Annotated in this window: 22 protein-coding genes; 10 read left to right on the forward strand and 12 right to left on the reverse strand. The window is 68.3% G+C overall.

Translation table 11 applies throughout. The features are described 5' to 3' along the window. Positions 1-3: 3 nt before the first annotated feature. Positions 4-768, reverse strand: coding sequence for an IclR family transcriptional regulator domain-containing protein (locus tag Y958_RS27850; protein ID WP_088875077.1), 765 nt, complete (start codon positions 766-768; stop codon positions 4-6). 255 nt (positions 769-1023) lie between these two features. Between Y958_RS27850 and pcaF the strand changes: the two genes are divergently transcribed. From pcaF to Y958_RS27870, 4 genes are all read left to right on the forward strand, one after another. Next, entirely contained in the window at positions 1024-2229 is a 1206-nt protein-coding gene (gene pcaF, locus Y958_RS27855; RefSeq protein ID WP_088875078.1) for a 3-oxoadipyl-CoA thiolase, read from the forward strand. Between the two features lie 143 nt (positions 2230-2372). Next, positions 2373-3056, forward strand: coding sequence for a 3-oxoacid CoA-transferase subunit A (locus Y958_RS27860; protein WP_088875079.1), 684 nt, complete (start codon positions 2373-2375; stop codon positions 3054-3056). Positions 3057-3073: 17 nt separating this feature from the next. Beyond that, a complete protein-coding gene (locus tag Y958_RS27865) occupies positions 3074-3730 on the forward strand; it encodes a 3-oxoacid CoA-transferase subunit B (RefSeq protein ID WP_088875080.1) in 657 nt (218 codons plus the stop codon). Positions 3731-3968: 238 nt separating this feature from the next. After that, positions 3969-5183, forward strand: a complete 1215-nt coding sequence (locus Y958_RS27870) for a GGDEF domain-containing protein (RefSeq protein WP_186291540.1) — start codon at positions 3969-3971, stop codon at positions 5181-5183. A gap of 105 nt (positions 5184-5288) precedes the next feature. On the opposite strand, the gene Y958_RS27875 is transcribed toward Y958_RS27870, so the two are convergent. The 7 genes from Y958_RS27875 to Y958_RS27905 form a co-directional block, all read right to left on the reverse strand. After that, positions 5289-5993: a hypothetical protein gene (locus Y958_RS27875; RefSeq protein ID WP_145727720.1), complete on the reverse strand. Its 705-nt coding sequence runs from the start codon at positions 5991-5993 to the stop codon at positions 5289-5291. Between the two features lie 233 nt (positions 5994-6226). Further along, entirely contained in the window at positions 6227-6601 is a 375-nt protein-coding gene (locus tag Y958_RS27880; protein WP_088875083.1) for a hypothetical protein, read from the reverse strand. Positions 6602-6654: 53 nt separating this feature from the next. Continuing rightward, the gene (locus Y958_RS27885; RefSeq protein ID WP_088875084.1) at positions 6655-8076 is read right to left on the reverse strand and encodes a coniferyl aldehyde dehydrogenase; all 1422 of its coding nucleotides are present in this window, start codon (positions 8074-8076) and stop codon (positions 6655-6657) included. Between the two features lie 136 nt (positions 8077-8212). Beyond that, complete coding sequence (locus tag Y958_RS27890) at positions 8213-10498, reverse strand: TonB-dependent receptor (RefSeq protein WP_211098743.1); 2286 nt, start codon at positions 10496-10498, stop codon at positions 8213-8215. Positions 10499-10601: 103 nt separating this feature from the next. After that, complete coding sequence (locus tag Y958_RS27895; RefSeq protein ID WP_088875085.1) at positions 10602-11903, reverse strand: alanine racemase; 1302 nt, start codon at positions 11901-11903, stop codon at positions 10602-10604. Further along, complete coding sequence (locus Y958_RS27900) at positions 11896-13296, reverse strand: D-arabinono-1,4-lactone oxidase (RefSeq protein WP_088875086.1); 1401 nt, start codon at positions 13294-13296, stop codon at positions 11896-11898. Before Y958_RS27900 ends, Y958_RS27895 begins: the two co-directional genes overlap by 8 nt. A 33-nt stretch (positions 13297-13329) precedes the next feature. After that, the gene (locus Y958_RS27905) at positions 13330-13695 is read right to left on the reverse strand and encodes a c-type cytochrome (protein ID WP_088875087.1); all 366 of its coding nucleotides are present in this window, start codon (positions 13693-13695) and stop codon (positions 13330-13332) included. Positions 13696-14082: 387 nt separating this feature from the next. Between Y958_RS27905 and Y958_RS27910 the strand changes: the two genes are divergently transcribed. Then, entirely contained in the window at positions 14083-15636 is a 1554-nt protein-coding gene (locus Y958_RS27910; RefSeq protein ID WP_145727719.1) for a sensor histidine kinase, read from the forward strand. An 81-nt stretch (positions 15637-15717) separates the two neighbouring features. On the opposite strand, the gene Y958_RS27915 is transcribed toward Y958_RS27910, so the two are convergent. Both Y958_RS27915 and Y958_RS27920 read right to left on the reverse strand, forming a co-directional pair. Further along, a complete protein-coding gene (locus tag Y958_RS27915; protein ID WP_186291541.1) occupies positions 15718-16281 on the reverse strand; it encodes a 3'-5' exonuclease in 564 nt (187 codons plus the stop codon). 154 nt (positions 16282-16435) lie between these two features. Then, on the reverse strand, positions 16436-17347 hold the full coding sequence (locus Y958_RS27920) for a LysR family transcriptional regulator (RefSeq protein ID WP_244909635.1): 912 nt from the start codon (positions 17345-17347) through the stop codon (positions 16436-16438). A 105-nt stretch (positions 17348-17452) separates the two neighbouring features. Between Y958_RS27920 and Y958_RS27925 the strand changes: the two genes are divergently transcribed. Further along, positions 17453-18307 (forward strand): SDR family oxidoreductase, encoded by an 855-nt coding sequence (locus Y958_RS27925; protein WP_088875091.1) that lies wholly within the window; start codon positions 17453-17455, stop codon positions 18305-18307. A 34-nt stretch (positions 18308-18341) separates the two neighbouring features. Here Y958_RS27925 and Y958_RS27930 read toward each other — a convergent pair whose 3' ends face one another. Then, positions 18342-18986 carry a TetR/AcrR family transcriptional regulator gene (locus tag Y958_RS27930; protein ID WP_145727717.1) on the reverse strand — a complete coding sequence of 215 codons (645 nt, stop codon included), beginning with the start codon at positions 18984-18986 and terminating at the stop codon, positions 18342-18344. Positions 18987-19199: 213 nt separating this feature from the next. On the opposite strand from Y958_RS27930, the gene Y958_RS27935 reads away from it, so the two are divergent. Continuing rightward, positions 19200-19472: a hypothetical protein gene (locus Y958_RS27935; protein WP_088875093.1), complete on the forward strand. Its 273-nt coding sequence runs from the start codon at positions 19200-19202 to the stop codon at positions 19470-19472. A 20-nt stretch (positions 19473-19492) separates the two neighbouring features. On the opposite strand, the gene Y958_RS27940 is transcribed toward Y958_RS27935, so the two are convergent. Further along, entirely contained in the window at positions 19493-20197 is a 705-nt protein-coding gene (locus Y958_RS27940; protein ID WP_088875094.1) for a TetR/AcrR family transcriptional regulator, read from the reverse strand. A 233-nt stretch (positions 20198-20430) separates the two neighbouring features. Here Y958_RS27940 and Y958_RS27945 point away from each other — a divergent pair, with 233 nt between their 5' ends. Genes Y958_RS27945 through Y958_RS27955 form a run of 3 tightly spaced genes read left to right on the forward strand, consistent with a single transcriptional unit; the run spans position 20431 to position 26288 of the window. Next, on the forward strand, positions 20431-21612 hold the full coding sequence (locus Y958_RS27945; RefSeq protein WP_145727716.1) for an efflux RND transporter periplasmic adaptor subunit: 1182 nt from the start codon (positions 20431-20433) through the stop codon (positions 21610-21612). A gap of 15 nt (positions 21613-21627) precedes the next feature. Next, on the forward strand, positions 21628-24804 hold the full coding sequence (locus Y958_RS27950; protein WP_088875096.1) for an efflux RND transporter permease subunit: 3177 nt from the start codon (positions 21628-21630) through the stop codon (positions 24802-24804). Next, a complete protein-coding gene (locus Y958_RS27955) occupies positions 24804-26288 on the forward strand; it encodes an efflux transporter outer membrane subunit (protein WP_145727715.1) in 1485 nt (494 codons plus the stop codon). Before Y958_RS27950 ends, Y958_RS27955 begins: the two co-directional genes overlap by 1 nt. Positions 26289-26348 lie beyond the last annotated feature (60 nt).

Consider the following 26348-nt stretch of genomic DNA (forward strand, 5'->3'; position numbering starts at 1 on the left):
CGGTCAGGCGAAACTGAGGGCATGGGAGATTGCCGCCGCCGTGGCCTGCAGCGCCGGCAGGAACTCCTCCCGCAACTGCGCCTCGCTGACCCGCGAGGCGTGGGTGCTGACGTTCATGGCGGCGATCACGGCCCCACCCCGGCCGCGGATGGGCACGGCGATGGAGCGCAAACCCTCCTCCAGTTCCTGGTTCACCAGGGCCCAGCCCTGGCCGCCGGCCTGGCGCACGGCGGCCTTGACCGCGTCCACCTTGATGTCCGCCGTGGCGGCCAGGATGGCGTCCAGATCGGCATCCGGCAGGGCTGACAGCAGCACCCGGCCCATGGAGGTGCGGGCGGCCGGCAGGCGGGTACCGATGCTGATCTCGATGGACATGATGCGTTTCATGGGCACGCGCACGACGTAGACGATGTCCGTGCCGTCCAGCACGGAAATGGAGCAGGATTCCTGCACCCGCCCCACCAGTTCCTGCATGAAGGGCTGGGCGACACCCGTCAGCGTCAGGGATGACAGATAGGCCAGGCCCAGGTTCAGCACCTTGGGCCGCAGGCTGAACAGCTTGCCATCGAAGGCGACGTAGCCTAGCGCGCACAGAGTGTGCAACAGGCGCCGCGCGGTGGCGCGCGTGACGTCGGCGCGCTTGGCCACCTGCGACAGGGTCATGGGCGTGTGGGTGGCGCCGAAGGCCTCGATCACCGCCAAGCCGCGCGCCAGCGCCCGCACGAACTCCCCACCCTCGTCACCCGCCTCACCGTCCGCGTCCCCCATGCGCCGCCCTCTCCCATGCAGGAATTCGCGCCCACGGCCGTTGACAGGCCGGGGCGGGAGGTTCACTCTAATGTTCATTATACGGACATTTGTGCGCTAGACGAACAAAAAGATACGGCCGACGAAAAAATGTTGGCGACGACTTTCCCAGGGAGGGGACAGCCGACCAGGCCCCGCGCGATCGCCGACAGGGTGACCGCCGTCCGGGCGCCAGCCAGGCCCCTTCCTTCGCGACGACGAAGGAGTGCGTATTCCATGACCGAAGTCTTCATCTGCGACGCGATCCGGACCCCCATCGGGCGCTATGGCGGCGCCCTGTCGTCGGTGCGCGCCGACGATCTGGCGGCGGTACCGTTGAAGGCCCTGATGGCGCGCAACGCCAAGGTGGATTGGGACGCGGTGGGCGATGTCGTTTTCGGCTGCGCCAACCAGGCGGGGGAGGACAACCGCAACGTGGCCCGCATGGCGCTGCTGCTGGCGGGTCTGCCGGTCGGCCTGGGCGGCACCACCGTCAACCGCCTGTGCGGATCGGGCATGGACGCTGTCGCCATGGCCGCCCGCGTGGTGGCCCTGGGTGAGGCGGACGTGATGATCGCCGGCGGGGTGGAAAGCATGTCCCGCGCACCCTTCGTCATGGGGAAGGCGGAGGACGCCTTTTCCCGCAAGGCGGAGATCTTCGACACCACGATCGGCTGGCGCTTCGTCAACAAGGCGATGAAGGCGGCCTATGGTGTCGACAGCATGCCGGAGACGGGCGAGAACGTGGCCGAGGACTTTGGCGTGTCCCGCGCCGACCAGGACGCCTTCGCCATCGCCAGCCAGCGGAAGGCCGCCGCCGCCCAGGCTCGCGGCCGGTTTGAGCGGGAAATCGTCCCCGTCACCATCCCCCAGCGCAAGGGTGAGCCCAAGGTGGTGACCACGGATGAGCATCCCCGCCCCGACACCACGCTGGAGGCGCTGGCCAAGCTGAAGGGCGTGGTGAAGGCCGAGGGCACGGTGACGGCCGGCAACGCCTCTGGCGTGAACGACGGCGCCGCCGCCCTGCTGCTGGCATCCAGCGAGGGCGTGCGCAAGTACGGCCTGACGCCCCTGGCCCGCTTCGTTGGGGCCGCCACGGCCGGCGTGCCGCCGCGCGTCATGGGCATCGGCCCGGCCCCGGCGACGCAGAAGCTGCTGGCCCGACTGGGCCTGACCATCGGCGACATCGACGTCATCGAGCTGAACGAGGCCTTCGCCAGCCAGGGCCTGGCCGTGCTGCGCCAGTTGGGCATCGCCGACGACGACGCGCGGGTGAACCCCAACGGCGGCGCCATCGCCCTGGGCCATCCCCTGGGTATGTCCGGCGCCCGCCTGGTCGCCACCGCCGCCCATGAGCTGGCCGGCGGCGACGCCCGCCGCGCCCTGTGCACCATGTGCATCGGCGTGGGCCAGGGCATCGCCAGCGTCATCGAACGGGTCTGATCACCCCGGGCCCTAAGCACACCGGAGCGTAGCGACGAGGCCCCGACCGGGGCCGCCGCAGGTTTCCGGGGAGCATAGCGAGCTGGAAACCGAGGACAAGCCAAGGGGCGGATGCCCCGCCGGCGCTTGAGGAATAAGAACCGATGTTATCCAAAGTTCGTACTTCAGCCCTGGACGCGCTTGCCGACGTCCGCGATGGCGCCACCATCATGGTGGGCGGCTTCGGCAACGCCGGCATGCCCATGGAATTGGTGGACGCCCTGATCCAGCAGGGTGCGAAGGATCTGACGATCGTCAGCAACAACGCCGGCAACGGCACCACCGGCCTAGCGGCCCTGCTGGCGGCGGGGCGGGTGCGCAAGGTCATCTGTTCCTTCCCCCGCCAGACCGACAGCTTCGTCTTCGACGAGCTGTACCGCGCCGGCAAGGTGGAACTAGAGCTGGTGCCCCAGGGCAACCTGGTGGAGCGCATCCGCGCGGCCGGTGCCGGCATCGGCGGCTTCTTCACCCCCACCGGCTACGGCACGCCGCTGGCCGAGGGCAAGGAGACGCGCGTCATCGACGGCAAAGGCTATGTCCTGGAATACCCGATTCACGCCGACGTGGCCCTGATCAAGGGCCGGCTGGCCGACCGCTGGGGCAACATGGTCTTCCGTAAGACTGCCCGCAACTTCGGCCCCATCATGGCGTCCGCCGCCAAGGTGTCGGTGGCACAGGTGGAGGAGATCGTGGAGCTGGGCACGCTGGACCCGGAAACCGTCGTCCTGCCCGGAATATTCGTCAGCCGCGTGGTGGCCGTGGGCAAGTCCGCCCGCGCTGCCGCCTGAGGTCAAGGAGCCAGATCATGACCCAGACCCCGAGCTACATCGCCTGGACCCGCGACCAGATGGCCGCCCGCATCGCCAACGACATCGAGGACGGTGCCGTCGTCAATATCGGCATCGGCATGCCCGAGCTGGTGGCCAACCACCTGTCGCCCAACAAGGAAATCCTGCTGCACAGCGAGAACGGCATCCTGGGCATGGGCCCCAGGCCCGCCGCCGACGCCGTGGATCCGGACCTGATCAACGCTGGCAAGCAGCCGGTGACCCTGCTGGACGGCGGCGCGTTCTTCGACCACAGCCTGTCTTTCGCCATGATGCGCGGCGGGCATCTGGACATCGCCATCCTGGGCGCCTTCCAGGTGGCGGAGAACGGCGACATTGCCAACTGGTCCACCGGTAAGCCCGGCGCCATCCCGGCCGTGGGCGGGGCCATGGACCTGGCCGTGGGCGCCCGCCAGGTCTTCGTGATGATGGAGCACCTGACCAAGGACGGGCAGTCCAAGCTGGTACACCGCTGCAGCTATCCCCTGACCGGGCTGGGCTGCGTCACCCGCGTCTATACCGACCTGGCGGTGCTGGACGTGACGGCTGACGGCTTCGCCGTGCGCGAGCTGTGCCAGGGCATGAGCCTGGAGATGCTGGCGGCGTTGTCCGGCCTGACGCTGGCGGCCGCCTGAGCCGCCGGGCGGCTGGTGCCGGGGGGGCACCGGCCGCATCCCGGGTGGTATGGGCGGGAGAGGGAGAAGCGTAAACCACATATGAACCACCGAACCCTTAAGCCATTGACCTAACCGGAAGATTTGGCCTGGCGGCATGTTCGTACCATTGTAGGTGGAACGAACCTTTCGTATCCTTCAGGGCATGCTTAGGCCCCGGCATCGGCCGGGACCATCCCCGGGTGGGAAGGGTACGTCGGTGGACCTGGACATCCCCAGCCTGCTGGTCGTCAACACGCTGCTGCAGACCGTGGCGGCGCTCTGCCTGTCGATGGCGGCCCTGTCCCTGCCCCGCCAGGCGGGCCTGACCTATTGGGCGGCATCCGGCTTCGCCCAGGCGGCCGGCCTGGCCCTGAGCAACCAGCTGGACTGGCTGCCGCCTTGGCTGACCCTGCTGTCCAGCCAATTCCTGATCTTCACAGGCTATGGCCTGGCCTATATCGGCGTGGTCCGCTTCCTGGGCCGGCCGGCGCATGAGACGTGGCCCATGCTGGCGGTCGGCGTGCTGCTGGCGGCCATGTTCCTGTGGTTCACCGTGGGCGCGCCGGAAAACCGGGGGCGCATCCTGGTCAGCAGCCTGTTCTTCGCCGCCCTTTCCGCCGCCATGGCCTGGCACCTGGTGCGCCATGCGGAGCGGGATCTGTGCCCAGCCACCACCGTCACCGCCGCCCTCTATGCCGCGTGGGCGCTGCTGGCCCTGGCCCGCGCCGGGTGGGCCCTGGTGATCGACTGGCAGGGCACGGCCCAGGAACCCCACGCCATGAAGGTGGCGACCCGCCTGGTCATCATCTGCGTCACCACCACCGTCACCAACGGCTATCTGTGGATGATCAGCCGGCGCCTGGATTCCGAACTGATGCAGCAGGCGCGGCAAGACCCCTTGACCGGCGTGGCCAACCGGCGGGTGATGTGGGCGGCGGGCGAGATGGAAGTGTCGCGCGCCCTGCGCCACCACCGGGCGCTGTCGCTGCTGATGATCGACATCGACCATTTCAAGGCGGTGAACGATCGCTGGGGCCACGGCACCGGCGACGCCCTGCTGGTGGCCGTGGCGGATTGCTTGACGCATGAGCTGCGGCGCAGCGACATTCTGGCCCGGGTGGGCGGGGAGGAGTTCATGGCCCTGCTGCCCGAAACCGGGCTGGAGGATGCCTGGGCGGTGGCGGAGCGGGTGCGCCAGCAGGTGGCGACCGCCACCCTGGACCGGCCGCAGGGGGCGGTGCGCTGCACCGTCAGCATCGGTGTCGCCACGCTGGGGGCCGACGGCCATGTATGGGAGGAGCTGGTGACGGCGGCCGACCAGGCGCTGTACCGCGCCAAGGACACGGGCCGCAACCGCACCGAAACGCTGAGCGTGGGACCCGGTGGGCTGGAGGCGATCCTGCCCCTGGCCCAGTCGAGCCGGGGAGCCTGATGTCCCGGTACGGGAGGTCGAGGCCGTTGCCACGGCCCCGGCGCCCACCGGTTCAGGCATGATCGGAGCGGTTCGCCGCCCTCAATCCGTACATCAGGCCATCTGTCAGGCCGTCACGTTCACCGACTGTCCCGCGCCCGTCTGCTGGGTGAAGGAAGACAGCAGGCTGGCCGCCGACGACACGTCGCCGCTGTTCAGTGAACTGCCGATCTGGCTGAGCAGGCCTTTCAGCGGATTGCTGCTGTCGCTGGTGCTGCTGCTGGTCGACGAGGACGTGCTGCTGCCGTCCGTGCTGTCGGTCGAGCTGCTGCCCAGAAGCTGGGTCAGGCTGCTGTAGGCGGACTGGGCGCTGGATTGGTCGCCGGAGGACAAGGCGTCCGACAGGCTGGAGAAAGCGGAACGCACGGCCGACGCCTGGCCGTTGCCGCCACCCTGGCCACCGGCATCCCCGCCCGGGGGCGGGCCCGGCGGCGGGCCATGGCGGTCGCCCCCGTGGGACTTGATGTCGGCGAAGGCGCTTTGCGCCCCCGACACATCACCGTTCTGCAGGGCCGTTCCCACCTTGTCCAAGGCGTCCTTCAGCGGGTTGCCGCCGCTGGAAGAGGACGAGGAGTTGGCGGGCGCGTTGGCCTGCAAATCCTTGCTCAGGGTATCATAGGCCGACTTGGCCGTATCCAGGTCACCGGAAGACAGCGCGTCGCTCAAGGCCTTGAAGTCGTCCTTGAGGGTCGACTTCGCGGACTGAGCCGTGCCGCTGGTGCTCGTCGTATACGCAGCGGTGGTAGACGACGACACAGAAGAGATCGACATGAACACTCTCCGTCGTCGGGGTCTGATGGGAAATATCGGGGGATCGGCCCCGTTGAGACCCCCCGCCGCGCGTTGCACGCAAGTGGATCTGGAGTCCGTCGCATTTCTCTCGAAAAAAATGCGCCCGATTATCTGAAGATAGCCGTTTGACCGATTGGAGTTAAATTAGCCACACGCGCTTGCAGTAATGCATCGCATCCCTGCAAGCGATGATCCATTCGGGAATTATTCGGTCAGGGCTTGCGCGGCGGCAGCATCTCCCGCCACAGGGGCAGGCGCCGTTCCAGGTCGGCGAAGGTGACCAGCGCCTCGGGACACTCATCCCGGTTGGGCGCCTGGGTCTGCATGGTGACGGCAGTGTTCACCAGAAACTCGAACATCTCGCCTACCTTGCGCCGCTCATCCGCGTTGGGCGCCGTCAGGTCCAGGAGTTCCCGCACCTGGTCGGAGGCATGGTTGGTGCGCGCCACCGTGACACCGCAGGCCTTGGCCTGCCCGATGATGGGCCCGGCGGAGCGCGCATAGTCCCACTCGTCCGCCCGCGCGACAGCGGACGGCAGTAGCAGGCCCAGCAGGGCGAAGGCGACGCACGCGCGGATTTGGGGCACCCTTCTCAGCATGCCCCCGAAGATAGGATGCGGATGCCGCCGACGCCAGCGCCCTACCCGCCGATCAACAGTTTGGTCAGCCAGCGGTGCAGGGGTTTCAGCGGCGGCCGGGCCAGCCGGTCCAGGCGGGGGCCCTTGCGGTCGAACACCGCCTTGAGGTGGCTGAAGGTGTCGAAGCCGTCGCGGCCGTGATAGCGGCCCATGCCGCTGGGGCCGATGCCGCCGAAGGGCAGATCCTCCACCGCCACATGGATCAGGGTGTCGTTGACCACCACGCCGCCGGCGGCGGTGGTCTCCAGCGCCCGGTCGATCAGGGCGCGGTCACGCCCGAACAGATAGAAGGCCAGCGGCCGGGGCCGGTCACGCACATAGTCCAGCGCCTGGCCGACATCGTCATAGGGCACGATGGGCAGGATGGGGCCGAAGATCTCCTCCCGCTGCAGGGCGATGTCCTCGGGCGGGTCCAGCACCACGGCGGGGCCCATGTCCAGGCCCGGCACGGGCGGGCCCAGTTCCCGCACCACGGCCCCCCGGCCCTTGGCCTCCGCCACCAGCGCCGCCATGCGGGCGCGGCCCGCCCCGCCGAAAACGGCGGACATGGCGCTGGCGCCCCCTTCCGCCGGGAAATAGCCGGGTACGGCCTTGCCCAGTTCCGTTGCGAAGTCCTGCATCCGGGATCGGGGCACCAGGGCGTAGTCGGGCGCCACGCAGGTCTGGCCGGCGTTGGTGAACTTGCCATAGGCGATGTCGGTGGCGGCCGACGCCAGGTCGGCGTCCGGCAGCACCAGGGCCGGCGACTTGCCGCCCAGTTCCAGGGTGACGGGCGTCAGATTCTCCGCCGCCGCCTTCATCACCAGGCGCCCCACGCGGGTGGACCCGGTGAACAGGATATGGTCGAAGGGCAGCCGGCCGAAGTGGGCCCCCACCTCCGCTCCACCGGAAACGACGATGGCGGTGTCAGCCCCCACGGCCTCCGCCACGATGTCGGCGATCAGCGCCGTGGTGCGGGGGGTGAGTTCCGAGGGTTTCAGCAGCACGCGGTTGCCGGCGGCCAGCGCTCCGGTCAGGGGCCCCAGCGCCAGGAACAAAGGGTAGTTCCAGGGGGCGATGACCCCGACCACGCCCACCGGCTGCGGCTGCACCCAGGCGCGGCCGGGGCCCAGGGTCAGGGGGACGGACCGGCGGCGGGGCTTCATCCAGCCCGCCAGGTGGCGGCGGGCATGGCGCAGGCCTTCCAGCGACACGAAGATCTCGGCGAACAGCGTCTCGTGCGCCAGGCGGCCGCCGAAGTCGGCATCCACCGCCTGGACCAGGGCGTCTTGCCGGCGGACCAGTGCCCGCTCCAACGCCCTTAGCTGGTCCCGCCGCCGCTCCGCCGAGGGGTAGGGATCCTGTCGCGCCGCCGCCCGCAGCCGGTCGAAGGCCTGGGACACCGCCGCCAAGCCCCCGTCCTCGCCCTGCTCCACCGCCATCATTCTCTCTTCCTCCACCCTTCTGACTTTTTCCTGCAGGCCAGTGACCGCCGGCCCCCGCAGATTTCCGGGGAACGCGGCGCACTGGAAATAGAGGATAGCCAAAGGCCCGGACGGGCCTGCCGGCGCCTGGGGAACCTTAAAAATGCCAGCTCAAATAACCACCGAAGCGGCGGGGTGAGCCCATGCTGATGGAATCCAGGCCGAAACTGTCCAGGTTGTTGATATCCATGATGTAGGTCTGGTCGAACAGGTTGCGCACCCACAGGCCGACGCTGATGGTGCCGTTGGGCGCGGTCCAGCCCAGCCGCGCGTCCCCCAGCCAATAGCCGGACTGGCTGAGCCGGGTCAGGTTGTGGCTGGCGAAATAGACCAGGGAACGATAGCTGACGTTGACGCTGGCGTTCAGCGTGCCGGCGTCCTTGCCGCCCGCGCCGTCCAGCGGCTGGTCATAGCTGACCAGGCCGGACAGGGTCCAGCGCGGGGCGGACGGCAGGCGGTTGCCGGATAGGGTCTCCCCCTCCGAGACATAGTTCTGGTATTCGCTGTTGAGGTATTCGCCGCCCAGGCTGATCTCCAGCCCCTTCAGCGGCACCAGGGTCACGTCCGCGTCCACACCGTAGAGGCGGGCGTTGGCGGCATTGTTGAAGGTCTGGGTGGGGACGCCGTCGCGGGTGACGATCTGGAAGACCTGCAGGTTGCTGTAGTCGTAATAGAAGCCGGCGGCGTTCAGGCGCAGGCGCTTGTTCCACAGCTCGGTCTTGGCGCCCACCTCATAGGCGTCCAGCGTTTCGTCGGCATAGGGCGCCAGGTCGGCCGGGTCGCGGGTATAGCCGCCGAAGAAGCCGCCGCTTTTGTAGCCGCGGTTGTAGCTGGCATAGAGCATGACGTCGTCGGTGGGCTTCACCTGGATGGAGGCGCGGCCCGACACGCTGTCGAAGGATTTGGAGGCGGCATAGTTCAACACGTCCACCACCTGTTCCACCGTGCTGCGGTAGCGGAAATCCTTGTCGTCCTGGGAATAGCGCAGGCCGCCGGTCAGCGTGACCATGTCCGTCAGCTGGTAATCCACCTGGCCGAAGACGGCGTAGCTGTCGCTGATCTGGGTATAAGGATAGCCCACCGTGGCCACGTTGTTTTCCAGCGAGAAGCCGGTGGGGTTGTCGTCGGTGATGAACAGGGGCCGCAGGTCGCGCAGGATGTCGTACTGGCTGGCGGTGTTCAGATAGTCGTGCAGGAAATAGGCGCCGGCCACGGCCCGCAGCCGGTCGCCCAGCGGCGCCTCCACCCGCAGTTCCTGGGATACGTCGTGCTGCGTGGCCTTGTAGGTGCTGGTCAGCAGGTTGTTGGGGCTGGCGTCGGTGTCCTCCAGGTCGTTGCGCTCGGCGCTGTCGAAACCGGTGATGGAATAGAGGGTGGCCTTGCCCAGGTCCCACCGCACGTTGACGGAGGCGCCCCAGGTGTCCACCTTGTCCTGGCCCTTGACGTTGTAGGCGCCGGCGTAGGGGTTGTTGTCGGTGTCGGCGTAGCCCAGCGCGTCGGTGCACAGACCGGAGGCGTAGGCGCCGGCGGCGCACAGGCCATCGGGCCCCGCGACGGACGGATCCTGCGGGATCAGCGGCCGGGACTGGAAATACCGGCTGTCGCCCCGGTTCTGGCCGCCATGGAACTGAACCGTGACGCTGAGGTCATCGCTGGGGGTGAACAGCAGGCTGGCGCGCCCGCCCCAGCGGTTCACGGCGTTGACATAGTCGTTGTAGTAGCGGTTGTAGGTGTCGCCGTCGTCGCGTTCATAGACGCCGGCCAGGCGCACCGCCAGCTTGCCGGGGACGATGGCGCCGCCCACGCCGGCCTCCGCCTTCACTGAATTGAAGCGGCCGTATTCCAGGCTGCCGTCGCTGGTGGTGTCGAAGGTCGGCTGACGCGACGTGATGTTGATGGCGCCACCGGTGGTGTTGCGGCCATAGAGGGTCCCCTGGGGTCCCTTCAGCACCTCCACCCGCTCAAGGTCGAAAAACTGGCCCAACTGGGCCAGGGGGGAGGCGACGAAGACCCCGTCCATATAGATGCCGACGGCCCCGGCGGCGTTGGCGTTGAAGTCGTTCAGGCCCACGCCGCGGATGAAGACCTTGGGGTTGGCGCTGGCGTCCGACGTCTTGATCTGCAGGCCCGGCGTCAGCGCGGGCAGATCCTGCACGTCGCGCACGCCGGTCTTCTCCAGCGTCTCGGCCGTCAGCGCGGTGATGGCCACCGGCACGTCCTGCAGGTTTTCCGCCCGCTTCTGCGCCGTGACCACGATTTCCTGCAACACGCCGTCCGTATCGGGCGGCGCCGCAGACTGCGCCCGGGCGGTGCCCTGCAGCGCACCCAGCGCCACGCCCGACAGCAGCATGAACCCGATACCCGCCTTGCCTATCCGCATCATGGTTGGCTCCCTGTTTTTGGTTCCGTCGTTGCGCAACCGCCCTAGCACTCTTTCTTCTTGGCCCCGGTGCCCGCCGGGGTACGCGCTCGGCCGCCGTTTTCGGTCAGGCCGACATCTCGAACACCGGCCACCGCCCGGTTATGGCGGCGCCGTCATAAGCCAGCAGCGGTCCGAACTGCAGCAGCACCGCCTCGCTCTGCGAAGGGCGCAGGAACACCCAGTCGTCCGGCTTCAGCGGCACGCGGCGGGAGCCCGACCAGCGTTCCTGGTTGCTGGACCGGCCATAGAGGCCGCTGAGCTGCAGGCCCGGCGGCGACACCGGGTTGGCCAGCCAGTGGCCACCCTGCACGAAGAAGGCGCGGGCCGTGTTAGGGTCGAAGAAAGCGGCGATGCCGCTCAGGCTTTCCAGCCCGGGGACCAGCCCCGGCTCCGCCACCTTCAGCACCGGCGTGGCGATGAAGCAGGCGGGCTGGTGATGGGCCAGGGTGTCGATGTCGAAATCCGTGGGCTTCACGAAGGCGGAGCCCACCGCCACCTCCGTCGCCACCGGGTCGTCGGTGTGCAGGGCATAGGTGGGACTGCCGGCCGTGTTGAAGGTGTGGGGCGCCTGCCCGTCCTTCAGCGGCGCCTTCTCTTTCAACACCCCGGCCATGCGGGCGTAGATGTCCTTGGCCCGGGCCAGCGCCTTGCCACGCATGTCGAACACGCCGGGCATCTTGGCGACATGGGGGTCGTAGCCCATGAGGCCGCGGGCGGTGACGGCCGGGTCCAGGCCCGCCAGCATGGCGGCCAGCGCCGCGGGATCCGTCAGGCCACCCCGGTGCAGGCCCACGTCGATCTCGAAATTCACCGACAGCGCCACGCCGCGCGCCTTGGCCATGCCTGTGTACTGGGCCAAACGCTCCGGCGTGTCGATCAGCCATTGCGGGCCGGGGGCCTGCGCCCCCAGCGCGTCGTAATAGGCGGCAGCGGCGGCCACCGGCAGGGGCTTGCCCATCAGCAGGTCGGCATCGGGAACGTGGGTGCCCATCTCCACCAGCATGGGCTGGTTGAAGACCATGTAGCGCTTGGTCTTCAGGCCCGCCGCCACCCGGTCCATCAGCTCGTGGCAGGGCAGCGACTTGACGACGATGCGCAGGCCCTTGGCCTGGCTGCCCGCCTTCCCAAGCGTATCACCCACCGCCTTGATGTTGGCATCCAGCCGCGTGGTGTCGACCACCAGCACCGGCTGGGCCACGCCCGCCTTGGTCAGGGCGGCCGACAGCCCGGTGAAATAGGCGTCGTGCCCGCCGCCGTGGTCGCCCTCCGGCCAGGCCAGGGCGGCGGCCCCTACGACGGCGGCGCCGGCGATGCCGCCCGCCAGCACGCCGCGACGGCTGGGCCGCCTTCCATAGTCATCACGCATCGGTGAACACCCCCCGCATATAGTCGTTGAGGAAGCGCCCCTCCGGGTCGACCTGGCGGCGCATGTCCATGGCGTCGCGGAAGCGGGGATAGAGGGCGATGAAATCGGCGGTCTTCAGCGTGTTCAGCTTGCCCCAGTGCGGCCGGCCGCCATGGCGCCGCAGGATGGGTTCCACCACGTCGAACAGGAACTGGTAGTCGTCCTTGTAATAGGCGTGCACGGCGATGGAGCCGGACGGCCGATCGTGGAAGGGCGACAGCCAAGCGTCGTCGGGCGCGATCACCCGCGCCTCGATGGGGAAGAAGACATCGTGCCGCCGGGTCTCGATGGCCTCGATCACGTCCTTCAGCGCCTGTACCTGCGCCTCGCGCGGCAGGTGGAATTCCATCTCGTTGAAGCGGATGGGGCGCTCGTTGGACAGCAGCTGCCAGCTTTCCGCCACCACCCGTTCCGGTTCCAGGCCGGACAGCACATGCTTGGCCACGCGGCGGCGGATGGCTGGGGACCAGCCCAGCCAGTCGCGCAGCGCCTTCAGGCTCATGACCGCGTCATTGTCCTGGGTGGGCGGCCGGGGCGTCGCCGGCGCGTCCGTCTCGTCATGGGTAATGACGGCGGTCATGCCGGTGAAAGGCAGGTAGTAGAACTCCACATTGCGGTGGGCCGCCTGCAGGGTGGGCCATTCCGCCAGGGTCTGCTCCACGGGCTGCAGCCACACCCGCCGTTCCACCCGTTGCGCCGGGCTGTTCTTCAGCGTCACCCGGGTGAGGATGCCGAAGGCGCCCAGCCCCACCCGGGCGGCGGCGAACAGGTCGGCGTTCTGGCTAGGGCTGCAATCCAGCACCTGGCCGTCGGCGGTGACCAGACGGAAGGCTTGGACGTTGCCGTGCAGGGCCATGAGGTTGACGCCGGTACCGTGGGTGGCGGTGGACAGGGCGCCGGCCAGCGATTGCTTGTTGATGTCCGGCAGGTTGGGCATCTCTTGGCCCACGGCGGACAGGGCCGGGCCCAGGTCGGCCAGCCGGGTGCCAGCCCGGACATGGGCAGTCAGCGCCTCCGCGTCGTGACCATCCAGCCCGGCGATGCGGTCCAGCGTCACCAGCGTGCCGGACGTGGGCACCAGGGGCATGAAGGAATGGCCGGCGCCCACGGCGCGGATGGGGCCGGGGCTCTTGCGCACCAGGTCGGCCAGTTCGCCCTCATCCGCCGGGGCCGCGCGGCTGGCGGGGTAGGAGTGCTGGATGCCGGACCAGTTGCGCCATAGCAGATGGCCGCCGGCGTCGGCGCTGGGCGGGGCCGGCGGTTCCGGCTGCACGCCCACGCGGGAAGCCGCCACGCCACCGGCGGCCAGCGCCGTGCCGCCCATCAACAGAAACAGGGTGCGCCGTGTCAGCATGGTTCGGTCCGTTCCCCCATCAAGGCTTGTCGTTCAGTTGGCTTTTGCGGCCGGCGCCTGCCCGGCCATGAAGCGGATCAGCGCCTGGTAATCGTCGGCGGTGCAGGAGAAGCATTGGCCACCCGCGGGCATGCCGTTGAAGCCTTCCAGCGTGTGTTTCAGCAAGGTGTCCGACCCCTTGGCCCAGCGCGGCTTCCACGCGGTGGCGTAGCCTGCCAAGGGGGCGCCGGAGTCCGGATTGGCGTGGCAGGCCTTGCAGCTGGCCTCATACAGGCCGGCCAGGCGGTCCCCTGCCGGGCGCCGCGCGGCCAGCGCCTCGGCCGTGGGCGGCGCCTCGGGCGCCGGGTCGCAGGCCGACAGGCCCGCCGCCAGCGCAGCCAGCAGGATCAGTGCGGGCATGCGTGCCCGTTTCGGAAAATACCCGATGCCCAAGCCCATGAAACTCCCCGTCGCCGCCCGTCTATCGCGGGCACGGCGTTAGTCATCGCTAACTAGTGTTAGTGATAACTAAAGATGGCAGGGCTGGCAAGGGGGTTTGTCGCGGTTGTCACGGCACCCATAGTTTGGCCAATTGGGGACTCCCCCGATATCGCGTGACACAGCCATCTGCTTGCCCAATACAATCACCCCCATACCATTACTGGTGTGCCGATGGGCTGGCGCTGCTGAATGGGCCGCCAGGTCACCTCGAAGGCCGAAGCGATTTATGAGGCCAGGATGCTGGACCCGCTGAACCAATAATCCTCCGCACCCGAAACCCCGATGGGACGCCGCGTGATCGCTCGCATGAAATACCGCCCCACTTCCCTTCTCTGCGCCGTGGCGATCCTATTGTCGGTGATGCCGCTGGCCGTCGTCAGCCTGATCGGCGCCATGGGCGGCTGGGACGGGCGGGGACAGGTGGCGCGAACCGTCCTGTTTTCCCTGGCCGTGGAACCGGGGCATGCGCCGCCCGGCCGTCTCCCTTTGAGCGAATTTTTTCAGCGTGACCTGCCTGCGGCCTTGGATGTCGTTTTCCTGGGATCAGGGTTCTATGCCCTGCGCGTGTGGTTCCAACGGCGGCGATCATTCGGCTATATGCTGTTTTTCAGCTTGGCGGTCATCTCCTTCACCGCGCACCTCCACTTTTACTTGAGCCCCGGCCTCGTCACCGGCTGGTTTACCTGGCTGACGATCTGCACCTTGTTCTGGCTCATCGGGATCATTCATTTTTTTCTGCTGCGTCCGGCGTTGCGTCCCCCGTTCACGATTCTGACCGGGGCCGCGACCACGGTGGCGGGCGCCGTCACCCTGCTGACAGTGCCGGCGGCGGGGCCGATACCGGTGCTATCCTGCGCACCCTTCCTCATTCCCGCACTCTACGGCATGGCGCTGGCGATGGCGGCCAGTGTCAGCATTGTGGACATGACGCAGGCCGGGCCCGGGTTCAGCGCGACGCGCATGGTGGTCAGCTGTGTCGGCGTTTGTGTCATGCTGGGCGTAGCCGACCAATGGATGCATTCCAGCGGCCTGGGCCTCGATGGCTGGTTCCTGGGGGCCTACATCAACGTCGTCGCCCTGGTGCTTGTCGGCATCCTCCTGTACCGGCGCTACAGCGCCGCCATAGCCAGGATGCAACGGGCCAACGCCGACTTGGCCGAACGCCTGCGGGTCCGCGAAGCCGAGTTGGAGGTCAGCCACCAGCGCCTGCGCGAGGTGGAACGGCGCCAGACCATCAGTGAGGAGCGCCAGCGCCTGATGCAGGACATGCACGACGGCGTGGGTGCCTCGCTGATCAGCGCCATCCGCTCCGTCGAGCGGGGCGCCGTGAACGACGCCGAGGTCTCGCAAATCCTGAAGGGCTGCCTAGACGATTTGAAGCTGGCCATCGATTCCATGGAACCGGTGGACGCCGATCTGCTGCTGCTGCTGGCCTCGCTGCGCTATCGGCTGGAACCGCGCCTGGAAGGATCGGGCATCGCCCTGGTGTGGGATGTGCAGGATCTGCCGACCCTTGTCTGGCTGGATCCCGGCAGCGCGTTGCATATCCTGCGCATCCTGCAGGAGGGCATCGCGAACGCCCTGCACCATGCCGATGCCCGACGCATCCGGCTGGGCACCGCGCCCAACGCCCAAGGAGATGTGGCCGGCGTGCGCGTCACGATCGAGGACGATGGGCGGGGCTTCGATACGGAAAAGGCCCTGGAGACATCCGCCGGCCGGGGCCTACGGAACCAGCAGCGCCGGGCCCAGGCCGTGGGCGGCACCATCACCTGGCATTCCGGTCCCATGGGCACGCGCCTTAGCCTGTGGCTGCCGCTGCACCGCGCGCCGAGCGCTGCCGCAGCTCAAGGTCGCTGATCAGATAACTCCGGCTGACATCGGGGAGACGCGGCGCGATACCGCACCGCTCGGCGGCCCAGCTGCATGCCGATTAGCCCGTCAGGCCAGCGCCCCGCCAGCGCCGCCCAGCGCCAGCCAGATGTCCGCCGTCATCTCGGCATCGGCCCGGGACTTGTGTTGGTAATCGCCGGTGACGCTGACGCTGCCGTCCTGCTGCCGCCGCCTTTTGTGACGCGTCCGGGCCGTGCCGCCCACACGCTCCGCCACCAGGGGCAGGCGGGAGCGTTCGGCCGGCCAGCGGCGGCGGGCCAATTTTTCGGTACACACCACGGGATTGGCCAGAGGCGGAAGACCGGCCACCGCCAGTTCCTGGTTCAACAGGGCGACATCACCGGCGGCACCATGGAACACCAGCGGGTCGGAACCGATGAAGGCCAGGATATCGCCCGCCACGTCCGCGAAGTCGGGACAGTCGGCGAGTTCCTCCGCCCGAACGCCGTGCACACCGATGGCGATGGGGTTGAGCGGGCAGCGCGGATTGATGCGCCAGCTGCACGCCTCCCGCACATACCCGCCAGCGCCCGACGGCGAAACCGCGACGGCCGACACCTCGATGATGCTGCGCCCCTCCACCGGCCGGAAACCGGTCATCTCGATGTCCATGGCCACCCAGCGCCCGGCTGCCGGGCCAACTGACCCGGCTGGCAAGCGAACTGAAATAATCTGCGCTTTACCCATGACCTGTTCCACATCCAAGGGGCGCCTCCGGGATAGGCGCCGACACCGGCTATATAGGCCGGTAACCGTTTAAAAAGAATCACGCATACCCCCGGCCCGCCGAACGCCAGGCCTTGGCATGGTCGATGAAGGCCTTGAGCCCGGCCGACGGCAGGCGCTGGCGGGGATAGTACAGCGCAAGGCCTGGCGAGGGCGGCGTCCAGTCGGCCAGCGCGCGGGCCAGGCGGCCCTCGGCCAGGTCGGCCGCCACGTCGCGCAGGCTGACATAGGCGATGCCGGCGCCGGCGCGGGCGGCGTTCAGACACAAGGTATGGCTGCCAAGGGTCAGGCGGCCGGGCACGTCGATGCGGATCTCTTCACCACCGCGCGGGGCGAATTCCCAGCGGTAGATGGTGCCGCTGGGCAGGCGGGCGCGGATGCAGTCGTGGCGCAGCAGGTCGGCCGGCACGCGGGGCAGCCCGTGCGTCTGGAAATAGGCGGGCGTGGCCACGACGGCCCAGCCCTCCTCCTCCCCCAACGGGATGGCCACCATATCCTCCGGCACCGTATCGGCGGCGCGGAAGCCGGCGTCGAAGCCGGAGGCGACGATGTCGATCATGCGCCCCTCGGCCACCAGATCGACCCGCATGTCCGGATAGCGGGTCATGAAATCCAGGATCAGGGGCAGCATGCGCGCGGCGGCCTCCTCCGAGGTATTGAGGCGCAGCAGGCCGGCGGGGGTGTCGCGGAAACGGTTCACCGTTTCCACCGCGTCGGCGATCTCGCGCGTGGCCGGCATCACCCGCGCCAGGAAATGCTCCCCCGCCTCGGTCAGGGCCACGCTGCGGGTGGTGCGATTGAACAGGCGCACGCCCAGTTGCCGCTCCATGGCCGCGACCCGATGGCTGAGCGACGAGGGGGAGGCGCCGATGGCCGCCGCCGCCGCGCGGAAGCTGCGGTGTTCCGCCACCGCCGCCAGGGCCGCCAACTCCCGCAGCGTCAGATCCGTCACTGTACAATGTCCTTCATCGGCACATGCAAGATTGCGCCGATTATTGCACCAATGGCGGCGCATTACATCAGCGGTCTCAACCCTGCTTCACGGAGAAAAGAGACCATGAGCCCCTCCAACCCCAGCACCCCGGCCAAGACCGTCCTGATCACCGGCTGTTCCTCCGGCTTCGGGGAGACCGCCGCCCGTCTGTTCGCCGCGCGCGGCTGGAACGTCATCGCCACCATGCGCGACCCGGCGCGCGATCCCGGCCTGGTCGCCCTGGACACCGTGCAGGTCGTCCGCCTGGACGTGCAGGACCGCGACAGCATCGCCGCCGCCGTCGAGGCTGGGCTGCGCCGCTTCGGCCGCATCGACACGCTGGTGAACAATGCCGGCTTCGGCCTGTTCGGCGTGTTCGAGGCCACGCCCGTGGCCAAGATAACCGAACAGTTCGAGGTCAACGTCTTCGGCGTGATGGACGTGACCCGGGCCATCCTGCCCCATTTCCGCGCGAACGGCGCCGGCACCATCATCAACATCAGTTCCGGCGCGGGCGCCTTTGGCCTGCCCCTGATGTCGCTGTACTGCGCCAGCAAGTTCGCGCTGGAGGGCTACTCCGAGGCCCTGTCCTTCGAGCTGGCCAGCGTGGGCGTGACGGTGAAGCTGGTTGAGCCGGGCGGCGTCACCAGCACCAACTTCGGCCCGCGTAGCGGCACGGAGGCGGGGGGCCAGGCCGATCTCGCCGACTACCGCCCCTTCGTCGCCAAGCTGGACGCCTTTTTCGAGGGCTGGCGCAATTCGCTGGCCGGCACCACGCCGGACGGCGTGGCGGAGGTGATCTACACCGCCGCCACCGACGGCACCAACCAGCTGCGTTACGTGGCGACCGACGACATCAAGCCGCTGATCGCCGCCCGCCGCGAGACGTCGGAAGAAGCCTATATGAACCTGATGCGTGAGCGCTTCATGCCGAAATAAAGGGCCGAAATAAAAGATTGAGTGCCGGGCGGCCTCACACTCCGTGGCGCAGGCCGCCCAACCACATCTGGGTCAGGGCGCGGCAAACGCTTTCGGGTGACATGCTGGGGTCGTCCAGCGCCATCTCCACGGCGGCGTAGCCCGCGTCCACGGCGATGCGGGTGCGCAGGCGCAATTCGGCCGGGTCCATGTCGGGCAACAGCGGGCCCATGGCGCGGCAGATGCGGTCGGTGACCATCTCGTGCGAGGCCAGGCGGACGGCGGTCAGCGAGGGCACGGCGCGCAGTGCCCGCATGATCCACACCGCCCCCGGCATCTCGGCCGTGGCCTGGATGGTGGACAGCAGGAACTGGTAGTGGGCCCCCATCAGCTCTTCAAAACCGGCGGGCGCGCTGCGCTCCAGCCACTCATAGAGGATGTCGTTCTGGGCCTCCATCAGGGTGCTGCCCAGGGCCGCCAGCAGGTCGTACTTGTCCTTGAAATGGCGGTAGAAAACGGGCGGCGTCACCCCGGCGCGGCTGGCCACCTGGTTGGTGGAGATGCGCTCGATCCCCACCTCGCCCAACAGTTCGGCCCCCGCCTGCATCAGCCGCATGCGCATGGCCGCCGCCCGGCCGGTCAGGGCGGGACCCGAGGTCGGACCGGGGGCGAGAGGGACGTCGGAAGCTGTGTCAGACACGGGTCACGAGGGATCGGCAAGGGGGTTGAAGAACGGCGCGGAGCCTACTGCGCCCCATGACTACCGCGTCCGGTACCGGAACGCCAAGGCCGATCGCGCCCCACCCTTCCCCGGATACCTACATCCATACGCAGGTATAGCCCGGCAGCCCCTGGATTCTACGCAGGGGAGTGATAAACTTCATAGACGGGAGACAAAACGACTGGATGCGATATGAGCAGCGCCAGTGACAGTCCGACCGACGACGGGGAAATCGTCAGCGTCGACACCAGCGACCCCACGGTGGCTTGCCTGTCCATCGTAAGCTGGTCCATGGCCATCGCGGCCCTGGGCGCCATCGTGCTCCTGGCCCTGGTCCTGATGCTGCTGAACGTCTCGCAGTACGTCTTCCTGATGGTGTGGATCATCGGCGCGCCCTTCGCCGCCGCCGTCGCCGCCCTGGGGGTCCTGTTCATCCAGCTGAACCAGCGCAGCCAGCACGGCTGACGCCCGCCACCGACGGAACGTCAGCGCGGGCACAGGCCGTGCAGGAACAGGTGCACCACCTGCTGGACGTAGGTGTGGCGATAGGCGGCGTCGCCCAGGCGGGCCGGATTGATCTGGCCCTCGAACGAATACCCGGCCGTGACCATGCCGAAGAAGATGCGGGCGGCGGTGATGGGGTCATCCACCACGATCAGTCCCTGGTCCGCCGCCCGGCGCAGGTAGTTGGCCACCTTCTCGCGCGACTGGTCGGGGCCGGTGCGGAAGAAGCCCTCCAACTGGTCGGGGAACAGCCGCCCCTCCGCCACCAGGATGCGGTTCATGGCCATGACGTCCGGCTGCACCAATGCCTCCAGCAGCGAGGTGCCGAACTGAAGCAGCACCTCTTCCGGCGGTCCGCAGCTTTCGGCGATGTCGTTCATCAGCTGGCTGATGTGCCCGGTCACCACCTCCAGCACCGCCAGGAACAGCCCCTCCTTGCCGCCGAACAGCTCATAGAGGGTGGCGCGGGATCCGCCAGACAGGGCCACGATGTCACCCAGGGTCGCACGCTCGAACCCCTTTTCCATGAAGACCTTCAGCGCGGCGTCCATCATGGCGATGCGCCGCGCCTCCGCCCGGCGGCCCAGCTTGGGGGCGGGCGCCGCATCAGCGGCCGGGGACGCCTGGGTCGGCGCATCGGACATATCGGTCAAGGTGGGCAAGGAGGCGCGGGCGGGGGTGGTCATCGTTTTTTCATAGCTTAATCAAAGGCCCCGGTGACGCCCGTCACAGGACTGTACTGTATGATACAGTACGTAATTGTCATCAGGCAAGGGCGGGGCTTCCGTTCCTTGCACTCTTGCCTATCTTTTTCCCCGTTCCCTTACCACCCCCAGGTTGTCCCGGCTGAAACGCGTTTTGGCCGCCATCTGGACGGGTTGACGGGACCGGGGCTGGCTTTCGGTGGAAGAGGCATTTGATGACGCTCACTATTCCTAGGGTGGCCTTGGTGGCGACGCTGTCGGTGGCGGCGGTGGCGCTGGCCGGTTGCGGCGAGAAAAAGCAGGCTCCACCCCCGCAGGGGCCCGTCTCGGTGGGCGTCGTCACCGTGACGCCACAGCCCGTGACCCTGTCGACCGAGCTGACCGGCCGCACCTCGGCCTTCCGCGTGGCGGAGGTGCGCCCGCAGGTCAGCGGCGTCATCCTGAAGCGGCTGTTCACCGAGGGCGGCGAGGTCAAGGCCGGCCAGCAGCTGTATCAGATCGACCCCACCCCCTATGAGGCAGCGCTGGCCAGCGCCAAGGCCAGCCTGGCCCAGGCGGAGGCCACCGTGAAGTCGGTCAAGGCCAAGGCGGAGCGCTACAGCGACCTGGTGACGGTCAACGCCGTGTCCAAGCAGGACTACGACGACATCACGGCCAACCTGGCCACCGACCAGGCGGCGGTGGACGCCGCCCGGGCCCAGGTCAAGACGGCCCAGATCAACCTGGACTACACCCGCGTCTACTCCCCCATCAGCGGCCGCGTCGGCCGCTCCACCGTGACGGAGGGCGCCCTGGTCACCGCCGACCAGACCACCGCGCTGGCCACCGTGCAGCAGCTGGACCCGATGTATGTCGACGTCACCCAGTCCAGCGTCGACCTGATGCGCTTGCGGCAGGAGATCGCCGCCGGCCATGTGAAGGGCGCCACGGCGGGCGACGCGCCCATCAGCCTGCTGATCGACGGCCTGGGCGACAAGCCTTATGGCGAGCCCGGCCGCCTGCAGTTCGCCGACGTGACCGTGGACCAGACCACCGGCATGGTCACCCTGCGCGCCACCGTGCCCAACCCCAAGGCGGAACTGCTGCCGGGCCTGTTCGTGCGGGCGCGGGTGGAGGAGGGCGTGCGCGACCAGGCCATGCTGGTGCCCCAGCAGGCCGTGGTGCGCGGCGGCGACGGCAGCACCACCGTCTGGGTGGTGGGCCAGGACAACAAGGCCGCCATCCGTCCCGTCACCACCACCCAGGCCCAGGGCGACAAGTGGGTGGTGACCGGCGGGCTGAACGCCGGCGACCGCGTGGTGGTGGAAGGCCTGCAGCGCCTGCGCCCCGGCGCGGACGTCAAGGCGGACGAGGCCCAGCCCAAGGCGGCCGCCCCCGCCACCCCGCAGCCGCTGTAAGGCAGGGCCATCCCCATGTCCAAGTTCTTCATCGACAGGCCCGTGTTCGCCTGGGTCATCGCCATCGTCATCATGATGGCGGGCGCGCTGGCCATCAACACACTGCCCATCGAGCAGTTCCCCCGCATCGCCCCGCCGTCGGTGGCGATCACCACCACCTATCCGGGCGCCTCGGCCAAGACGCTGGAAGACACGGTCACCCAGGTGATCGAGCAGAAGATGAACGGCATCGATCATCTGCGCTACATGTCCTCCACCAGCGACAGCTCGGGCAACGTCACCATCACCCTGACCTTCAACCCCGAGGCCGATCCCGACATCGCCCAGGTGCAGGTGCAGAACAAGCTGCAGTTGGCCACACCGCTGCTGCCCACCGAGGTGCAGCAGCAGGGCGTGCAGGTCAGCAAGGCCACCAAGAACTTCCTGATGGTGCTGGCCTTCTATTCCCCCAGCGGCCAGCTGGGCGAAACGGAAATCGGCGACTTCGTCGCGTCCAACCTGCAGGACCCCATCAGCCGCGTCGACGGCGTGGGCGACATCACCCTGTTCGGGCCGCAGCACGCCATGCGTATCTGGCTGGACCCGAACAAGCTGGCCGCCGTGCAGATGACGGCGGCGGACGTGACCAGCGCCATCGGCGTGCAGAACAAGGCCATTTCCGCCGGCCAGGTGGGCGGCCTGCCCGCTGTGAAGGGCCAGCAGCTGAACGCCACCATCATCGCCCAGACCCGCCTGGAGACGCCGGAGGAGTTTTCCAACATAATCCTGCGCGTGAACCAGGACGGATCGCAGGTGCGCCTGCGCGACGTGGCGCGGGTGGAGCTGGGCAGCAACAATTATGAGGTCGCGGCCCGCTTCAACGGCCACCCGGCCGCCGGCCTGGCCATCAAGCTGACCACGGGGGCCAACGCCCTGCAGGTGGAAAAGGCCATCATCGCCAAGCTGGACGAGATGAAGCCCTTCTTCCCCGAGGGCCTGGAGGTCTCCTACCCCTACGACACGACGCCGTTCGTGCGCCTGTCCATCCATGATGTGGTCGAGACGCTGGCCGAGGCCGTCGTTCTGGTCTTCATCGTCATGTTCGTCTTCCTGCAAAGCTGGCGGGCCACGCTGATCCCCACCATCGCCGTCCCGGTGGTGTTGCTGGGCACCTTCGGCGTGCTGTCGGCCTGCGGCTTCAGCATCAATACCCTGACCATGTTCGCCATGGTGCTGGCCATCGGCCTGCTGGTCGACGACGCCATCGTGGTGGTGGAGAACGTGGAGCGCGTGATGGCGGAAGAGGGGCTGTCCCCCCGCGAGGCCACGCGCAAGTCCATGGGCCAGATCACCGGCGCCCTGGTGGGCATCGCCATGGTGCTGTCGGCCGTGTTCGTGCCCATGGCGTTCTTCTCCGGCTCCACCGGCGCCATCTACCGCCAGTTCTCGCTGACCATCGTGTCGGCCATGGGCCTGTCGGTGCTGGTGGCCCTGATCCTGACCCCGGCCCTGTGTGCCACCCTGCTGAAGCCCGCCGCCCATCATGGCGGCGGCGGCGTGGAGAGCGGCCCCTTCGGCTGGTTCAACCGTGGCTTCAACCGCACCAGCGAGGCCTACGGCCGCGCCGTGGGCCATGTCAGCCGGCGCACGCTGCGCTATCTGCTGGTCTATGGCGTCATCGTCGTCGGGCTGGTCCTGCTGTTCGTGCGCCTCCCCACCGCCTTCCTGCCGGACGAGGACCAGGGCTTCCTGTTCGTCCAGGCATCCACCCCGCCCGGCGCCACCGCCGAGCGCACCCTGGCCGCCGCCAAGGCCATGGAGAAGCACTTCCTGGAGGACGAAAAGGATAACGTGAAGGGCCTGTTCACTGTGGTGGGCTTCAGCTTCGCCGGCCGCGGCCAGAACTCCGCCTTCGCCTTCGTGAACCTGCGCGACTGGTCGGAGCGGTCCAAGCCGGAGCAGCGGGCCAGCGCCATCGCCCAGCGCGCCATGATGAAGCTGGCGGCCTACCGCGACGCCTCGATCTACACCCTGACGCCGCCCGCCGTGCTGGAACTGGGCAACGCCACCGGCTTCGATTTCGAACTGGTGGACCGGGCCAGCCTGGGCCATGAGAAGCTGATGGCCGCGCGCAACCAGCTGCTGGGCATGGCGGCGCAAAACCCCATCCTGGCGCAAGTCCGTCCCAACGGGCTGGAGGACGTGCCGCAGTTGCGCGTCAAGGTCGACCAGACCAAGGCGGAGGCGCTGGGCCTGTCCATCAGCGACATCAACACCACGCTCAGCACCGCCTGGGGCTCGGCCTACGTCAACGACTTCATCGACAAGGGTCGCGTCAAAAAGGTCTACGCCCAGGCGGACGCGCCCTTCCGCATGCTGCCCGGCGACATCAACCGCTGGTACGTACGCGGGTCGGCCAACCAGATGGTGCCCTTCTCCACCTTCACCAACGCCTATTGGGAATACGGCTCGCCCCAGCTGGAGCGCTACAACGGCGTGTCGTCGCGCGACATCCAGGGCGTGCCCGCCCCCGGTCACACCACCGGCCAGGCCATGGCGGAGATGGAAAAGCTGGCGGCCAAGCTGCCGACGGGCTTCGGCTTCGAATGGACGGGCCTGTCGTACGAGGAACGGCTGGCCGGCTCGCAGGCCCCCGCCCTCTACGGCATCTCCCTGGCCATCGTCTTCCTCTGCCTGGCGGCCCTGTATGAAAGCTGGTCCATCCCCTTCGCCGTCATGCTGGTGGTGCCCCTGGGCGTCATCGGCGCGGTGTTGGCGGCCACGCTGCGGGGTCTCAGCAACGACGTCTACTTCCAGGTGGGCCTGCTGACGACCATCGGCCTGGCCGCCAAGAACGCCATCCTGATCGTGGAGTTCGCCAAGGAACAGTATGAGGCCGGGCACGAGTTGATCGACGCGGTGACCATCGCCGCCAAGCAGCGCCTGCGCCCAATCCTGATGACGTCCTTCGCCTTCATTCTAGGCGTGCTGCCGCTGGCCGTGGCCAACGGCGCCGGCTCGGGCGGGCAGAACGCCATCGGTGTGGGCGTGATGGGCGGCATGCTGTCGGCCACCTTCCTCGCCATCTTCTTCGTTCCCGTCTTCTTCGTCTCGGTCCTCCGGCGCTTCGGCAAGCGGCCCGCCCCCGGCACTCCCGCCTCGGGCACGCCCGCTCCCGCCACCCCGGGGCACGACACCGCAGGACATCCGTGATGACCGTGTTTTCGACCCCCAAGCGCATCGCGGCCATCACCGCCCTGCTGCTCACCACAGCCTGCTCCCTGGCGCCGGACTATAGCCGGCCGCAAAGCCCGGTTCCCAACGCCTGGCCCACCGGCCAGGCCTATGAACCCGCGGACGCGCCCGGCAAGCCCTCGCCCCTTCAGGGACCCGATAGCTGGAAGGCCGTGTTCCGCGGCCCCCGGCTGCAGGCCCTGATCGCCAAGTCGCTGGACAACAACCGCGACCTGCGCGTGGCCCTGCTGAACATCGAGGTGGCGCGGGCGACATACCGCGTCCAGGACGCAGCCACCCTGCCCCAACTGAACGTGAGCGGCAGCACCACCCGCGCCCGCACGCCCATCTCGGCCCTGGGGGCGCAAGGGGCATCCGCCGGCGCGTCCGGGTCCAGCACCAAGGGCGTCACCTACAATTCCAGCCAGGTCCAGGTGGGCGTCACCTCATACGAGCTGGATCTGTTCGGCCGGGTGCACAGCCTGTCGCAGCAGGCGCTGGAACAGTATCTGGCGACGACGGAAGCCACAGCGGGCACCCGCCTGGCCCTGATTGCGGAGGTGGCCAACGCCTATCTGACCTTGGTGTCGGATCGCCAGCTGCTGACCCTGACGCAGGACACGCTGAAGGCCCAGCAGGCGACGTACGACCGCAACAAGCGCATGTTCGACCGGGGCAGCAGCTCGGCCCTGGACCTGGCGCAGTCGCAGACGGCCGTGGACACCGCCCGCGCCAATCTGGAGCAGTACACCCGCCTGGTGGCCCAGGACCGCAACGCCCTGGAACTGCTGGTGGGCGCGCCGCTGAGCGAGGCGGAGATCGAGGGCGCCAGCCTGGACGACCAGGACGTGCTGAGTGACCTGCCCGCGGGCTTGCCGGCCGACCTGATGCTGCGCCGCCCGGACATCCGCCAGGCGGAACACACGCTGAAGGCGGCCAACGCCAACATCGGCGCCGCCCGCGCCGCCTTCTTCCCCCAGATCACGCTGACCGGCAGCTACGGCACCGCCAGCGCCGGCCTGACCGACCTGTTCGCGCCGGGCAGCAGCGCCTGGAGCTTCGGCCCCAGCATCAGCCTGCCCATCTTCGACAACGGGAAGAACCAGGCCAACCTGGATATCGCCAAGGCCAATCGCGACATCGACGTGGCCAGCTACGAGAAGGCGGTGCAGACCGCCTTCCGCGAGGTGTCGGACGCCCTGGCGGCGCGCGGCACCCTGGACCGCCAGCTGGCGGCCCAGACCTCGCTGGTGAAATCCAGCCAGCTGACCTACGACCTGTCGACCAAGCGCTACGACCGCGGCATCGACAGCTTCCTGACCGTGCTGGACGCGCAGCGCAGCCTGTACAACGCCCAGCAGACCCGCATCGCCGTGCAGCTGTCGCTGCTGGAAAACCGGGTCAGCCTGTTCAAGGTGCTGGGCGGATCGGAGACGGTGCCGGCTGAGACGTCCGCCGACTGAACCAGCCGGAAGGGCCGCCCGGCGCAAGCCGGGCGCCCTTCCTTGGCTCACGCCGCCTGG

The organism is Nitrospirillum viridazoti CBAmc (assembly GCF_000730165.1).
Classification (GTDB): Bacteria; Pseudomonadota; Alphaproteobacteria; order Azospirillales; family Azospirillaceae; genus Nitrospirillum; species Nitrospirillum viridazoti.